The organism is Amycolatopsis sp. NPDC047767 (assembly GCF_040704195.1).
Classification (GTDB): Bacteria; Actinomycetota; Actinomycetes; order Mycobacteriales; family Pseudonocardiaceae; genus Amycolatopsis.
The window spans coordinates 1-14,343 of record NZ_JBEYSJ010000033.1; the positions used below are offsets into that span (position 1 = coordinate 1).

General features: G+C 72.3%; 12 protein-coding genes and 1 pseudogene. 8 read left to right on the forward strand and 5 right to left on the reverse strand.

Features of this window, described 5'->3' with window-relative positions:
- Window positions 1-218: 218 nt before the first annotated feature.
- Window positions 219-2,963 carry an AAA family ATPase gene (locus AB0878_RS39100; RefSeq protein WP_366586122.1) on the reverse strand — a complete coding sequence of 915 codons (2,745 nt, stop codon included), beginning with the start codon at window positions 2,961-2,963 and terminating at the stop codon, window positions 219-221.
- A 119-nt stretch (window positions 2,964-3,082) separates the two neighbouring features.
- Here AB0878_RS39100 and AB0878_RS39105 point away from each other — a divergent pair, with 119 nt between their 5' ends.
- Window positions 3,083-3,685, forward strand: coding sequence for a hypothetical protein (locus AB0878_RS39105; RefSeq protein WP_366586124.1), 603 nt, complete (start codon window positions 3,083-3,085; stop codon window positions 3,683-3,685).
- Window positions 3,682-4,203, forward strand: coding sequence for a YceI family protein (locus AB0878_RS39110; RefSeq protein ID WP_366586126.1), 522 nt, complete (start codon window positions 3,682-3,684; stop codon window positions 4,201-4,203). The genes AB0878_RS39105 and AB0878_RS39110 overlap by 4 nt, the downstream gene beginning before the upstream one ends.
- Before the next feature lie 4 nt (window positions 4,204-4,207).
- Here AB0878_RS39110 and AB0878_RS39115 read toward each other — a convergent pair whose 3' ends face one another.
- The gene (locus tag AB0878_RS39115; RefSeq protein ID WP_366586128.1) at window positions 4,208-4,651 is read right to left on the reverse strand and encodes a MarR family transcriptional regulator; all 444 of its coding nucleotides are present in this window, start codon (window positions 4,649-4,651) and stop codon (window positions 4,208-4,210) included.
- Window positions 4,652-4,766: 115 nt separating this feature from the next.
- Between AB0878_RS39115 and AB0878_RS39120 the strand changes: the two genes are divergently transcribed.
- Together AB0878_RS39120 and AB0878_RS39125 are read left to right on the forward strand one after the other, a co-directional pair.
- A complete protein-coding gene (locus AB0878_RS39120; protein WP_366586130.1) occupies window positions 4,767-5,159 on the forward strand; it encodes a DUF5313 domain-containing protein in 393 nt (130 codons plus the stop codon).
- A 59-nt stretch (window positions 5,160-5,218) separates the two neighbouring features.
- Entirely contained in the window at window positions 5,219-6,160 is a 942-nt protein-coding gene (locus AB0878_RS39125) for an RluA family pseudouridine synthase (RefSeq protein WP_366586132.1), read from the forward strand.
- A 22-nt stretch (window positions 6,161-6,182) separates the two neighbouring features.
- Here the strand turns inward: AB0878_RS39125 and AB0878_RS39130 are convergent.
- A pseudogene (locus AB0878_RS39130) lies at window positions 6,183-6,761 on the reverse strand (hypothetical protein).
- A 182-nt stretch (window positions 6,762-6,943) separates the two neighbouring features.
- On the opposite strand from AB0878_RS39130, the gene AB0878_RS39135 reads away from it, so the two are divergent.
- Window positions 6,944-7,540 (forward strand): winged helix-turn-helix domain-containing protein, encoded by a 597-nt coding sequence (locus AB0878_RS39135; RefSeq protein ID WP_366586134.1) that lies wholly within the window; start codon window positions 6,944-6,946, stop codon window positions 7,538-7,540.
- Here the strand turns inward: AB0878_RS39135 and AB0878_RS39140 are convergent.
- Window positions 7,524-8,570: an alcohol dehydrogenase catalytic domain-containing protein gene (locus AB0878_RS39140; protein ID WP_366586136.1), complete on the reverse strand. Its 1,047-nt coding sequence runs from the start codon at window positions 8,568-8,570 to the stop codon at window positions 7,524-7,526. The genes AB0878_RS39135 and AB0878_RS39140 overlap by 17 nt on opposite strands.
- A gap of 110 nt (window positions 8,571-8,680) precedes the next feature.
- On the opposite strand from AB0878_RS39140, the gene AB0878_RS39145 reads away from it, so the two are divergent.
- A complete protein-coding gene (locus tag AB0878_RS39145; protein WP_366586138.1) occupies window positions 8,681-9,310 on the forward strand; it encodes an alpha-ketoglutarate-dependent dioxygenase AlkB in 630 nt (209 codons plus the stop codon).
- Between the two features lie 356 nt (window positions 9,311-9,666).
- Here AB0878_RS39145 and AB0878_RS39150 read toward each other — a convergent pair whose 3' ends face one another.
- Entirely contained in the window at window positions 9,667-10,941 is a 1,275-nt protein-coding gene (locus AB0878_RS39150) for a cytochrome P450 (protein WP_366586140.1), read from the reverse strand.
- Window positions 10,942-11,099: 158 nt separating this feature from the next.
- Between AB0878_RS39150 and AB0878_RS39155 the strand changes: the two genes are divergently transcribed.
- Both AB0878_RS39155 and AB0878_RS39160 read left to right on the forward strand, forming a co-directional pair.
- Window positions 11,100-12,797, forward strand: a complete 1,698-nt coding sequence (locus AB0878_RS39155; RefSeq protein ID WP_366586142.1) for an AAA family ATPase — start codon at window positions 11,100-11,102, stop codon at window positions 12,795-12,797.
- Window positions 12,798-13,013: 216 nt separating this feature from the next.
- Entirely contained in the window at window positions 13,014-14,162 is a 1,149-nt protein-coding gene (locus AB0878_RS39160; RefSeq protein ID WP_366586144.1) for a hypothetical protein, read from the forward strand.
- The last annotated feature ends 181 nt before the right edge of the window (window positions 14,163-14,343 follow it).

The window sequence follows — 14,343 nt, forward strand, 5'->3', positions numbered from 1 at the left end:
GCTTCCGGATGGGGCGGTCGGATCGGCCGGGGGCCGATCGCACCGCCCCATCCGGAAGCCGGCGCGATCTCGCGGTGGGTCGCCTCGGCAGGGTGGGGTTGGGTGGGAATGTGCAGTTGGTCGTGGGTGGGCAGGGAGTGAGCGGGCAAGAATAAGTGGGCAAGGTTGGGCGGTAAGGGGTAAGCCGGCAAGGGCGGCCGAAGTGGCGGGGTGGTTGGTTATCCACCGCCGCGGTGGGTCCAGGCGGCGATCTCGGTGCGGTTGGCCAGGGCGAGTTTGGCCAGGATGCTGCGGACGTGGCTTTCCACCGTGCGTTCCGACAGCACGAGCTGCTCGGCGATCGCGCGGTTCGCCAGGCCGTCGGCGACGAGGCCGGCGATCTCGCGTTCGCGCGGAGTCAGCGGGCCGGTCGTGCTCAACCGGGCCAGCAGTGCCTGGGCCGTGACCACCGGGCCCGGCATCACGAGCCGGCGCGCTTCGTCGAGGGCCTGGCGCGCCAGGGAGCGAGCCTTGCCGGTCTCGCCGAGGGTGGCGAGCACCGTGGCCAGCCGCAGGCGGTTCTGCGCGACGAAGGGGCGGGCGCCGACCCGGACGTTCGCGGCGATCGTGGTCTCGAACAGCCGCGCGGCTTCCTCGGGCCGGCCGAGCACCACGGCGAGACGGGCCGCCCAGCTCGTGCCGCAGTCGCTGCAGTACACGCCCGCGCCGGATGAGAGCACGTGCTCGTCGGCCCGCAGCACGGGCTCGAGGAAGCGAGCCGTCTCGACGTCGCCGAACGCCTCCACCAGCACCACCAGGTTGGGCCCCACTCCGCTGGACCGCAGGTCGAAGCCGTCCTGGCGCGCGAGGTGGCGCACGGCCTCGTACCCCGCGAGCGCCGCCTCGCGCTCGCCGAGGACGACGTGCACAAGCGGCCGCGACACCACCGCGATGGGCAGGGTCGGCACGGTGGCGAGCACGTCGTCGTAGTGCTCGTCGATCTCGGAGATGTCACCGGTCACGAGCGCGAGCTGCAGGCTGAACGCGGACGACATGCCGAGCGCCGAGCGATCGTCCGCCAGCTCGGCCTGGGCCAGTTCCCTGGCCTGCCGGTTCAGCTCACGCGCCTCGGCGAACGCGCCGCGGAACGCGAGCAGCGACGTGCGCAGCCGCAGGTCGTGCCAGCGGACCAAGGGCAGCCGGGTCGTCGCCGCGAGCGCCGTAACGGCCGTGATCTCGTGGTCGACGACGGCCATCGCCCCGGTCTCGAGCGCGGCGTCGATGCGCCACTTGTGGCCCCACAGCGCGGAAAGCGGCTGCCGGTCCCCGAAGCGCACGGCCAGGGAGCCGAGCCGCAGCCGGGCGTCGAGCGGCAGCTCGATCGGGAGGACCTTGAACCGCGCGCGCACGGCGTCGAGCAGCGCCTCGTCGTCGGTACCGCGTTCGGCGAGCGCGAGCGCTTCGTCGGCCAGCCTGCGGGCCTCGTCGGTGTGCCCGACGTCGGCGGCGACCGACGCGGCTTGCGCGAGCAGCCGGGCGCGAAGGGCGTCGGGCAGTTGTGCGCCGAGGGCCGTGTCGGCGAGTTTTCCCAGCCGCGGCAACAGTTCCGGCGCCGAGAGGTCCCGCACGACGAGGGCCGCGGCGGCGAACGTCTCCGGAGTTTCCGCGCGCTCGGCCGCCTGCTCCGCGTGGTCGAGGGCCGGGCCGAAGCGGCCCGAGCGATACTCCGCAGTGGCGAGGTCGACGAGCAGCTCGGCGAACCCGTCGGTCCGGCCCGCTCGCCGTCGCGCATCCACGGCGAAGGTCAGAAACCTTGCCGCCTCGGCGAAAGCCAGCGCGCGCGTCGCCTCGCGCGCGGCGACCACGGCCCAGTCTGCGGCGCGGCCCAGAGTCACCGGGTCGGCGGCCGACCGCAGCCAGTGCACCGCGACCACCCCGGCGTGGGCGGGATCGGCTTCGGCTCGCGGCGTCAGCGCCCGCGCCGCCTGGGCGTGCAGGGCCTCGCGAACGCCCTGGTCGAGGTCCTCGTAGACGCCGTCGCGCACCACGGCGTGGGCGAACCGGCGCCGCCCGGCCGCGACGGGCACGAGCACCCCGGCGCGCACGACGTCGTCCAGCAGCGGCACGACCTCGGCGACCGGCCGGCCCGCGACGTCGGCGACCACGCCGCAGTCCACCTCCTCCCCCAGCACCGCCGCCACCGCGACCAGCTCCCGGACCTCCGGCGCGAGCCCGGCCACCGACGTCCGCACGAGGTGGCGCAGCTCGGCGCGTCCGCCGCCGGACCCGGCCGACCGCGCGACCGCGCGCAGGTACAGGGGATTGCCGCCGGAGCGGCGCAGCGCGTCGCGCACCTCGGCGTCGCCGACGGCCGCGCCGGCCACCTCGGTGAGGTACCTGCGCACATCCGGCTCGGCCAGCGGCGCGACCGTCACGGCGTGCGTGGCGGGGCCGCCGAGGAGTTCGGGCAACGTCTCGTCGAGCGTGGGGCCGGTGTCGCGGTAGGTCGCGAGCACGACCAGCCGGGAGCGGCGCAGCTCCCCCGCGAGGTGGCGCAGCAGCCGCAACGACGCCTCGTCGGCCCAGTGCAGGTCCTCCAGCACCACCACGAGACCACCGGGCTCGGCCGCGGCGACGAGGGCGTCGGCCGCCGTGGCGACGAGCCGGAACCGCGCCGCGACGAGGTCCGTACCAGCGGGTCCGTCCAGGTCGGCGACGGCGCGGGCGACCTCGGCGCCCGCCGTGGGCAGGGCCGAGAGCACGCGCCGCCACGGCCACAGCGGTGGCGCCCCAGGATCGTCCACGCAGCGGCCCCACACGGTGGCGAGGCCCTCGGTGGCGGCCTCGGCGAGCGTGGTCTTGCCGATGCCGGCGGGCCCGCCGAGCAGCACCAGGGCACCCGTGCCCGCCGCACCGGCCGCGAACCGGCCGCGCAGGTCGGCGAGCACCCCGGCCCGGCCGACGAACGGCACGGAGCCTGTCACGCAGGCCAGTATGCGCCCGGTTTCAGTGGTCCGTCTGCGTACTGGCACTGATGTCCGCAACGCCCGCGCCGCCGAAGGTGGACCTCGTCGAACTTCCCATCCCAGGCCGAAGGAGCAGCATGTACGCCACCGTCCACCAATTCCGGCGCGCCGCCGCCGACGAGAGCGGCGACTGGGGCCGGGCCCTCGCCGCGGACCTGCACCCCGGCCCGGCGCCCCTCGGCGGGTGCGTGCTCGGCCAGGTCGCCGGCGTACTCGGCGCGGCCGTCGCGTTCTGGCCCGACGCCGCGTCGGCGAACGAAGCCGCCGCGCACACCGGCCCCGGCACCACGTGGCTCGACACCGACGTCTACGAAGTCGTCTCCGCCGAGTTCGCCCCCGGCTCGCCGCGCTACGCCCAGGCCAGCCGGTTCGCCGGTCCGCGCGACGAGGCGCAGGTCCGCGCCGAGGACTTCGCGGGCCGCGAGCGCATCTGGCCCGCCGCCCGGCAGGTGCCGGGCATCGGCCCCGTGTTCGTGCTGCGGGCCGAAGACGGCGCGGGGCTCGTGCTCGGGTTCGCCGAATCCGTCGCCGCGATCGAAGCCGTCCAGAAAGCCGTCCTGAACACCGAGCTGCTGCCGGGCGAGGACCCGGCGCTGCTCACCGGTCCCGAGCGGATCGACCTGCACCGCGTTTTCCACCACACCCTGCCCGCATCCGTCACCACCGGAGGTACCCGATGAGCACCCCCACCACCACCCGTCTGCGTCCCGGCACCTGGACCGTCCACACCGGACGGACGTCGGCCACGTTCACCGTGCGCAAGCTCGGTTTCCACCTCGTGCACGGCGCGATCCCCGTGCGGTCCGCGACGGTGCACGTGAACACCGCCGGCACGCCGACCGCCCTGCGCGCGGAGCTCGACCTGTCCGCGATCGACACGGGCAACCGCCGCCGCGACCGCGACCTGCAGAAGGCCCAGTGGCTCGACTGCGCCGCGGAACCGACGATGACCTTCGCGTCCGGCGACATCAGCACCGGCCCGGAAGGCTGGACGGCGCAAGGGTTCCTGAGCCTGCGCGGCACCACGTGCCCGCTCACGCTCACCGTGGAACCGCCCGCCGACACCGGCCGCGGCTCGGTGCGCGTCCAGGCCCGCGCGACGCTCGACCGGGCACCGCTCGGCATGGGCGCGCCGCGCGCGATCGTCGGGCGCTACCTGGAAATCGGCATCGACGCGGTGCTCGTGGCACCGCACTGAGCGCTCAGCCGGTCGCTTCGATCACGCGACCCAACGCGGCGTGGAGGGCCTCCAGCTCGGAGACCTCCATGCCGAGCGTCTCGACCACGCGGTACGGGATCTTCTCGGCCTCGGCCCGCAGCGCGCGGCCCTTCTCCGTGAGCTCGACGGTGAGCTGCCGCTCGTCGGAGGCCTTGCGGCCACGGGTGACGTAACCCATCGCTTCGAGGCGCTTCAGCAGCGGAGACAGCGTCGCGGGTTCGTGGCGCAGCGCGGCCCCGAGGTCCTTCACCGACCTCGGGGCTTTCTCCCACAGCGCGAGCATCACGAGGTACTGCGGGTGTGTCAGCCCGTACGGCTCCAGCAGGGGCCGGTAGACCGCGATGACGCTGCGCGAGGCAACCGACAGCGCGAAGCACACCTGGCGGTCGAGCTTCAGCGGGTCGTCGCCCAAGTCGATCTCTGCCACGGGGTCCTCCTCCTGGTCCGGGCCACCCTAACCGCTCCGGGTGTGTCCTCGGCTACCTCATCGATTAGCGCACTAATGATTAGTGTACTCTACTGGTAGCCGACAAGGAGGCGTGATGAACCGTCCAGGAGTCTTCCGCTGGTTCTGGTACGCAGTGGGCGGGCGGCTGCCCGAACGCTACCGGGACTGGATCCTGCACGACACGACGTCGAAGCACTGGAAGGCGCGGCACGTGCTGCGCAGTTCCGTGGGCCTCATCCCGCTGTGCCTCGTGTGGCTGCTGCTGCCGGGCCCGCTGGCGCTGCGGCTCGCGATCGTGCTCATGGCCGCGCTGGTCGCGTACTTCTACTCGTCGGTGTACATGGAGGAGAGCATCGAGCACCGCCTCACGCGCAACGGCTTCCCTCCCGGCACGGGCAAGCGCATCCGCCGCGAGGCCGCCGAAGCCGCCGACGCCGAGGCGAAGGCGCGCTACATCGCGATCTACCGCCAGAACACGGGCGAGTGACCGCTCCCGGCAGCGGTGCCGCGGGCCCACGACCGGAGCACGACTAGAGTCGGCGTCCGATGAGACGCAAGCTTCGCGGCCCGCTGCCGCCGCGCCACGGGCTCGACCCGGCGCGGCTGAGGATGCCCGACGAAGGCCCGTGGGCCACGTTGCTGGAGCACCTCGTGGAGCGGCTGCCGCGGCTGGACCCGGTGCGGATCGAGCAGATGCTGCGCGAGGAACGCATCTTCGGCCTCGACGGGCCGCTCGGGGTCGACGCGGCGTTCGTGCCCGGCTCGTTCATCTGGTTCCACCGCGACCTGCCCGACGAGGTGCCGGTGCCGTTCGACATCACCGTGGTGTACCGCGACGAACACCTGCTGGTGGTCGACAAACCCCACTTCCTCGCCACGATCCCCCGCGGCAAGCACATCCTCGAAACCGCGCTGGTGCGGCTGCGGCGCGACCTGGATCTGCCGGCGTTGTCGCCCGCGCACCGGCTCGACCGCGTGACCGCGGGGCTGGTGATGTTCGTGATCACACCGGAAGTGCGCGGAAAGTACCAAACGATGTTCCGCGACCGACGCGTGCGGAAAGAATACGAAGCGATCGCACCGTACGATCCCACGCTGGAGCTGCCGCGCACGGTCCGCAGCCACATCGTCAAGGAACGCGGAGTGCTTGCGGCGCAGGAGATCGAGGGGCCGGTGAACGCCGAAACCCGCGTGGAACTTCTCGAACACCGCGACGGGCTCGGCCGCTACCGCCTGCTGCCCGCCACCGGCCGCACGCACCAGCTGCGGGTGCACCTGGCGGGCCTCGGCATCCCGATCCTCGGTGACGACTTCTACCCCGTGCTGACGGAAAAGCCGCTCGACGACTTCACGAAACCGTTGCAGCTGCTGGCCAAAGTGCTCGAGTTCGACGACCCCGTGACCGGCGAGCACCGCCGGTTCACCAGTTCCCTGCGGCTGACGGCGTGGGACTCGCCGGACGAGTGGGCGGCGCCCCCGGCTCGCTGAGGCCGAGGACGCCGCGCCGAACTCACTTCGTCCAGAACTTCACACCGCTCCACTGCACGGTGATCGGTCCCGCACCGCTGCTGGTGCGATACGAACCGAATTTGTCGTAATAACTACCACTCGGGCTGTCGATCGTCTGCTTGAGCGAGCCGTTGATGTACACCTTGTGCGTGCTGCCCACCTGGTTGATGGTGTTGACCCGCACGGACGTGCCCACGGTGGCGCCGCCGGCGAGCGTCTGACCGCCCTCCACCGCGTATATCCGGCCGCCCTTTTCCACCGCCAGCAGGAAGTACGGGCCGGCGTTCGACCCGTCGCGGAAGGTCTGCTTCACGCTGATGCGCGTGCCGCTCATGCTGGTGACCTTGAAGGAACCCTCGAACTGGTGCGTGCCGCCGGTGTAGGTGTCGTAGCGGCGCTCGGCGCGCTGGTCGCCGCTGCCCGTGGAGCAGGTGAGCTGGAACGTGAGCCCGTTGATCTGCCCGCACCCGCGCTCCTACTCGGAGAACCCGGGCGACCACGAGTTCCACGGACCGGTGCCGACCTGCGCACTGGCCACCGGAGCCACCACCGCGAGCCCGCACACGACCCCCGCGAGCACCCCACCGAGGCGTAGTCTTCCTCGCACTTGCCAACCTCCGTACAACTCAGGGCGGCGGTAGTGGGAAAGGTCCAGACCACTGCGTCGAACCTGGGTGATCACTGTACGAGCACGGGCGAAAACAGACAAGAGCCGGATTCGCGACTCTTGACAGCTTTGTTTGTCAATGCTTGGCTCGGCGCATGCAGGACGTCGAGGTGATCGAGGACCCGGCCGCGGCGGCGGCCGCGCTGGACCCGGTCCGCGCACGCCTGCTGGCGGCGCTGGCCGAACCCGCGTCGGCGGCCTCGCTCGCCACGCGCGTCGGGCTCACACGCCAGAAGGTGAACTACCACCTGCGCGCACTGGAGTCCCACGGCCTCATCGAGCCCGCGGGCGAGCGGCAGTGGGGCGGGCTGACCGAACGCCTCTTCGCCGCCACGGCCGCGTCGTACCAGGTCTCCCCCGCCGCGCTCGGCGACGCCGGCACGTCGGCGATGGAACCCGACCGGCTCTCCTCGGCCTACCTGCTGGCCGTCGCGGGCCGGACCGTGCGCGAGGTCGCGGGGCTCGTGCGCCGCGCCGCGCGCGCCGGCAAACCGCTGCCGACTTTGGCGCTGGACACGGAAATCGCGTTCCGCTCGGCGCGCGAGCGGGCGGCGTTCACCGACGAGCTGACCACGCTCGTGGCGGGGCTCGTCTCGCGTTATCACGACGAATCGGCTCCGGGTGCGCGGACGCACCGCCTGGTGGTCACCGCGCACCCGAAGCCGGCCGATCCGCCTACGCCGGCTGGATGATCACCTTCAGCGCCTGGTGGTCGGCGGCGTTGCCGAACACGTCGTAGGCCTGGTCGAGCTGGTCGAAGGTGAACGTGTGCGTGCCCATCTTCTCCGCGGGGATGCGGCCGCTCGCGACCATCTTCAGCAGCGTCGGGATGGACACGGTGTCGACGAGCCCCATGGTGAGCGTGATGTTGCGGATCCACAGGTCCTGCATGGGAAGTTCGACACCCACGCCGTGCACGCCGATGTTCGCGACGTGCCCGCCGGGCCGCACGAGCGCGGCCGCGGTCTGCAGGGTCTCGGGGTAGCCGACGGCTTCGATGGCGACGTCGACTCCGAGCCCGTCGGTGTGCGCGAGGACCTCCGCGACGGTGTCGGGTCCGACGGCGACGGTGTCCGTCGCGCCGAACTCGAGGGCCTTCTCGAGACGGAACTTGTTGGCGTCGATGGCGATCACCTTCGACGCGCCCCACAGGCCCGTGGTCAGGATCGCCGCGAGCCCGACCGCGCCGGAACCGACGACGGCCACCGTGTCACCCGGGCGCACCTCGCCCGCGAGCACGCCGACCTCGTAACCGGTGGGCAGGGAGTCGGCGAGGAAGATGGCCTGCTCGTCCGTGACCTCGGCGGGCACGTGGTAGAGCGAGGTGTCCGCGAAGGGCACGCGGACGTACTCGGCCTGGGTGCCGTCGATGAGGTGCCCGAAGATCCAGCCGACGCCGCCGACCGTGCGGCAGTGCGAGGGCATGCCCCGCTGGCAGTAGTCGCAGCGGCCGCAGCGCGTGACGGCCGGCACGAGCACCCGGTCGCCGACTTTGAAGCTGCCCACCGCGTCGCCGACGGCCGTGACCGTGCCGACGGCTTCGTGGCCGAGGATGCGGCCGTCGGTGACCGCGGCGACGTCGCCGTGGAGGATGTGGAGGTCGGTGCCGCAGATCGTGGTGGTGTCCACCTTCACCACTACGTCGGTCACCTCTTGGATCGTCGCGTCGGGAACGTCTTCCCACGCCTTGTTTCCGGGTCCGTGGTACACCAGTGCCTTCATCGCCACCTCCGGGTCGGGACCGACCTTCGACGCTACGACGGGTCCGCGGCGCCGCCGGTCTCAAATTCAGACACCCGAACAGGTGTTCGATCGTCGTGTACGGTGGGGGCATGAGTCACGCACTTCAGGGATCGCTCTTCGGGTCCGGCTTCGAAGGCGCTGCTTTGGGCCCCCTCACCGGAATCCGGCGCACCGACCTCGGCCGCGGCGCGTGGGTGGACGTGCTGCCGGGCTGGCTGTCGGGGTCCGACGAGATTTTCACGCACCTGGCCGAGGACGTCCCGTGGCACGCGGAACAGCGGCAGATGTACGACCGCGTCGTCGCCGTGCCGCGCCTGCTCTGCTTCTACCGCGAAGGCGAAACACTGCCGCACCCCCTGCTCAGCGCTGCGCGCGACGCGCTCTCCGCGCACTACGCCGCCGAACTCGGCGAACCCTTCCGCACCGCCGGTCTGTGCTACTACCGCGACGGCCGCGACAGCGTCGCCTGGCACGGCGACACCATCGGCCGCGGCAGCTCCGAAGACACCATGGTCGCGATCCTGTCGGTGGGCACCGCCCGCCACCTGGCCCTCCGCCCCCGCGGCGGCGGCGAATCCCACCGCTACCCCCTGGGCCACGGCGACCTCATCGTCATGGGCGGCTCCTGCCAGCGCACCTGGGAACACGCGATCCCGAAGACCGGCAAGGGCGTGGGGCCGCGGATCAGCATCCAGTTCAGGCCGAAGGGGGTGCGTTAGTCGGTTGGCCGGCCGGGTGGGAGAAGTCCCGTGCGCGCCACGGGGTTCCCGGCGAGGGCGACGGCCGCGAACGGTCGGCCGACGGCACCGCCCCTGCCCTACGTGAACGGTCCGCCTACGAGACCGGCCGTCGGCGAACGGACGACCGCGCCACCCGACCTCCCCATAGGCTCGGCGAAGCCGGCCGCGAGAAGCACCGGAGACATCAGTTCTCGCAGGTGTCCCCGTAGCGCTGCTGTAGTCCGACAACCGCGCGCGTGAACCGTTCGCCGGTCAGCCGAAGCGGCGGAAAGCGCCGCCTGAAGCCGTTCTTCGTCGAAGCACACCGAGGGACCGCCCCTCGGCGCGGCCTGGCGTCAGCGGACCAGAACCGGCAGTGAGTCGAGGCCGTAGACGATCGAGACCTTGCGGAAGGCCAGTTCGTCCGGGGAGACGGCGAGGCGCAGGTCCGGGAATCGCTTCACCAGGGCCGGGTAGGCCGTGCGCAGTTCCATGCGGGCGAGTTCCGCGCCGATGCAACGGTGGATGCCGTAGCCGAAGGCCAGGTGGGAGGACGGGTCGCGTTTGGGGTCGAAGCGTTCCATGTCGGTGCCGAGGGTGGCGTCGCGGTTGGCGACGGACAGGGAGACGAGCACGATGTCGCCCTTGCCGATGTGGACGCCCGCGACGTCCATGTCTGCCTTGGCGAAGCGCGGGAAGGCCATCTGCACCACGGTGAGGTAGCGCAGCAGCTCCTCCACGAACCGGTGCACGGAGTCGTCGTCGCCGCGGACGGCGTCGAACGCGGCGGGGTCGCGCAGCAGCACCAGGGCGCCGAGGGCGAGCATGCTGGCGGTGGTTTCGAGGCCGCCCGTCAGCACGCCGTCGGCGAGGCCCGCGAGCTCGAGGTCGTCGATCTCGTCGCCGTGTTCCTTGATGAGCATGCCGAGCAGGCCGTCGCCCGGCTGTTCGCGCTGCTTCTTGACGATGTCGAGCAGGTACGTCAGCGACTCCGAGATCGCGCCGAGCGACGCGCCCGCGCCGCCGAAGAGGTCGAAGCGCGCCGTGCTCAGGCGCTGGAAGTCAGCGCGGTCCTCATAGGACACCCCGAGCAGCTCGCAGATCGTGAGCGAAGGGATCGGGAGAGCGAACGCCTCCCACAGGTCCACGGGCCCCTCGGCGGCGGCCATCGCGTCGAGCTGTTCGTTCACGATCTCGTCGATGCGCGGCGTGAGGCGGTTGAGCCGGCGCATGGTGAACTCCGGCGTCAGCAGCTTGCGCAGCCGCGAGTGCACCGGCGGGTCGGCGAAGCCCAGCCCGCCCGGGTTCTGATCCTCGGTCACGCCCGCGTTACCGACGAGGTTCGTGAAGTCGTTGCTGAACTCCGAGACCTTGCCGAGGACGGCCTTCGACTCCTCGTAGCCGGTCACGAGCCAAGCGTTCATGCCGAACGGCAGGTCGAGCTTGCTGATGGGCGCCTCTTCCCGGCGCTGTCCCAGCGACGGCACGGGGTCGAGCCCGACGCGCCGCAGCGGTTCCAGCGCAGAGTCGGGCAGAAATGCCATCTTCTCGAGGTCGAAACCCTTTTTCTGCTGCCGGGCGATGTACCGGCGACCGGCCCAGGCGAGGACACGCGAGCGGAGACTCCCCATGGCGGCGACACTACCCCACCCGCCGTTCGGGTGATCCGGGCGGAGACAGCTGTCACCTGCGGTTCACCCGGAGATTGTCGGTGCCGCCGTCCAGAATGGGCGCGACGAACGACGCCGGGCCGTGAGAAGCTCGGCTCAAGAACCCGGAGGAAACGGACATGACTGCGGCGCTCATCGGACGGGAGCACCCCGCCTCGGTGTTGCGCGCGGAGCTGGCGCGTGCGACCGCGAGCCACGGCGGCCTGGTGCTGGTCACGGGCGAGGCCGGCATCGGCAAGACCACGCTCGTCACCGGCTTGGCCGACGAGGCCCGCGAACGCGGCGCGCTCGTGCTCGCCGGCACGTGCTGGGAGTCGGGCAGCGCGCCCGGTTACTGGCCGTGGGTGCAGGTCGTGCGCGCGCTGCGCCGGGCCGCGGAGCCGCACGAGTGGGCCGCCGCCGATTCCGCGACGCTCTCGGCGCTGCTCGGCGAATCCCCCGAACCCGGCGACGCGTTCCGGCTGCACGACGCCGTCACGAGCGCGCTCATCACGCTCTCGCACGACCGGCCCGTGGTCGTGGTCCTCGACGACCTGCACTGGGCCGACCCCGCTTCGCTGCGCCTGCTCGACTTCGCCGCGCGCCACACGTGGTTCGAGCGGCTGCTGCTGATCGGCACTTACCGGGACGTCGAGGTCGAGGCGCCCGGCCACCCGTTGCACCAGCTCGTGCTGCCGCTCGTCGCGAAGGCCACCACGGTCACGCTCACCGGCCTCGACCCCGCGCAGGTCGCCGAGCTGATGGGCCGCACCGCGGGCACGGACCCGGGCGCCGAGCTGGCCGCCGACGTGCACCGCCGCACCGGCGGCAACCCGTTTTTCGTCGAGCAGACCGCCCGGCTCTGGCGCAGTGGCAGCCCGGTCTCGGCCGTCGCGCCGGGCGTGGCCGACGCGTTGCAGCGGCGGCTGTCGCTGCTGCCGGCCCAGGTGGCGGACTTGCTGAGCGACGTCGCCGTGCTCGGCCGGGAGTTCTCGCTGCACTTGCTGGCCGCGGTCGCCGGCGCGCCCGCGCCGCAGGTCGACCACCTGCTCGGCCAGGCCGTCGCGGCGCGGCTCGTGGTCGCGCTCGGCGAAGGCCGCTTCGCGTTCGCCCACGACCTCGTCCGCGAATCGCGCTACGCCGGCCTCGGTGCCGAGGGCGCGGCCCGCCGCCACGCGGCCGTCGCCGGCTCCGACCTGGTCGGCCCCGCCGAACGCGCCCGGCACGCCTACCTGGCGGGCGCCCTCGTCGAGCCGGCCCGCACCGTCGAGCTGCTGCTGGCGGCGGCCCGGGACGCGAGCGCGCGCCTCGCCATCGAGGAGTCGATCGGTCACCTGCGGCGCGCGCTGGACCGCGCGCCGACCGTGCGGACGCGCGCGGTCGTGGAGCTGGAACTGGGCACGCTGCTGTGGCGCGTCGACGACAAGGACGAGGCTTGGGAGCACTTCGAAGGCGCCGTCGCGGCCGTCCGCGAACTCGACGACGCCGAGCTGCTCGCGCGCGCAGGCCTCACCCTCGCCCGCGTCGACCCGGGCGGCGCCCGCCACGAGCTCGTGTCGGGTCTGCTGCTGGAAGCCCACCGCCGTCTCTGTGCGGGAACGCCGACCGAACAGCTGTCCCTCGACCGCGTCACACTCGAGCTGACGGCCCGCGCCGCCATGCTCGCCCGCGACGACGAAGACGACCACGCACTCGCGTTCTCCCTGTGGGCCCGCCACGACGCCATCTGGGGCCCCGGCAGCGGCGCCGAACGCGAACGCTTGACCGACGAGCTCGCGGCCGTCGCCCGCCGCACCGGTGACCGCGAAAACGAATACTTCGCGTCGTCGCTGAAATGAGTCGCCCTGCTCGAACAGGGCGACCCGCGTTACCTGGAGCAGTTCCGCTCCTTCCAGGCCCTGACGGAAAACAGCGGCCTGCGCGGCGCCGAACTCGCCGCGAAAATCGACCGCAGCATCATCTGCGCCCTGCACGGCCGCTTCGCCGAGTCGGACGCCGCGCTGCAGCAAGCGCTCGACGCCCACCTCGGCCTGAGCGAACGCGAGTTCGGCTTCATGGGCGACCAGCTGCGCTGGAGCACCTTGCTGCTGCAAGGCCGTTTCGCCGAGCTGGCCGACCTGCCCGCCCGCATGAGCGACGCCGGCCACTCCCACCCCGGCCTCCTGCGCGCCCTCGCCGCCGCCCACGCCGGCGACGAGGCCGCCACGCGCGCGCTACTCGCCGAGGCCACCGCGGAAGCCCCGTACTCCCGCGAGTTCACCCCGCTCTGGCTGCGCTGCCAGGCCCAGGCCGCCGCCGTCCTGGGCGACCGCCCCGCCGCCGAACGCCTGCTGGCCGAGCTCGCCCCGTACTCCGGCGAATGGCTGGTTTCCTTGTACGGCTGCGATCTGAGCGGTCCCGTCGACCTCTGGACCGGCCTCCTCGCCGCCACCCTGGGCGACCACGACCTCGCCGTCGACCTGTTCACGGCCGCCGCCCGCTCCGCCGACCGCCTTCGCGCCCGCCCGTGGTCGATCGAAGCCCGCAGCCACCTCGCCACCGCCTACCAGAACCTCGGCGACCCGACTCGTGCGGCGGAACTCTTCGACACCGTCACCGCCGAGGCGACGTCACTCGGCCTGCACCACATCCCCGCCCGCGTGCGCTCAGCGCGAACGGAACCGTTACCCCCCAACGAGTTCCGCCGCACCGATTCCGTCTGGTGCCTCCGCTACGCCGGCCAAGAAACCCGTGTCCCCGATTCCAAAGGCCTGCGCGACCTTCACTTCCTCCTCGGCCGCCCCGGCACCGACGTCCCCGCCGTCCGCCTCCTCTCCCCCGAGGCTCCGGTCGTTCCCTCCTACACCGGCGACCCCCTCCTCGACGACACCGCCAAAGCCGCCTACCGCCACCGCCTCACCGAACTCGACGCCGCCATCGACCACGCCACCACCCTCGGCGACGACACCCGCGCCGCCACCCTCGACACCGAACGCGCCGCCCTCCTCACGGAACTCCGCACCTCCTCCGGCCTCGCCGGCCGCACCCGCCGCCTGGGCGACGAATCCGAACGCGCGCGCAAAGCCGTCACCGCCCGCATCCGCGACGCCATCCGCAAACTGGCCGACCTCCACCCCACCCTCGCCGACCACCTCCACGCCACGATCACCACCGGCTCGAGCTGCTCCTACCACCCGACGGCCCCGACCCCCTGGCGCCTGTAACCCCGCACAGCGCACCCACACCGCCGGCCGCCCGCACAACCCCCCCCCCGGTGTTCTCTTGCCCCTCACCAACCACCACCCGGCAACGCGGGTGAAACTCCCCCAACCCCTCCCCGCACCCTTCCCCCGGCCGGCCCCCGATTCTTTTGCCCCACACGGTCTGGACCGGTTGTCAAGGTAC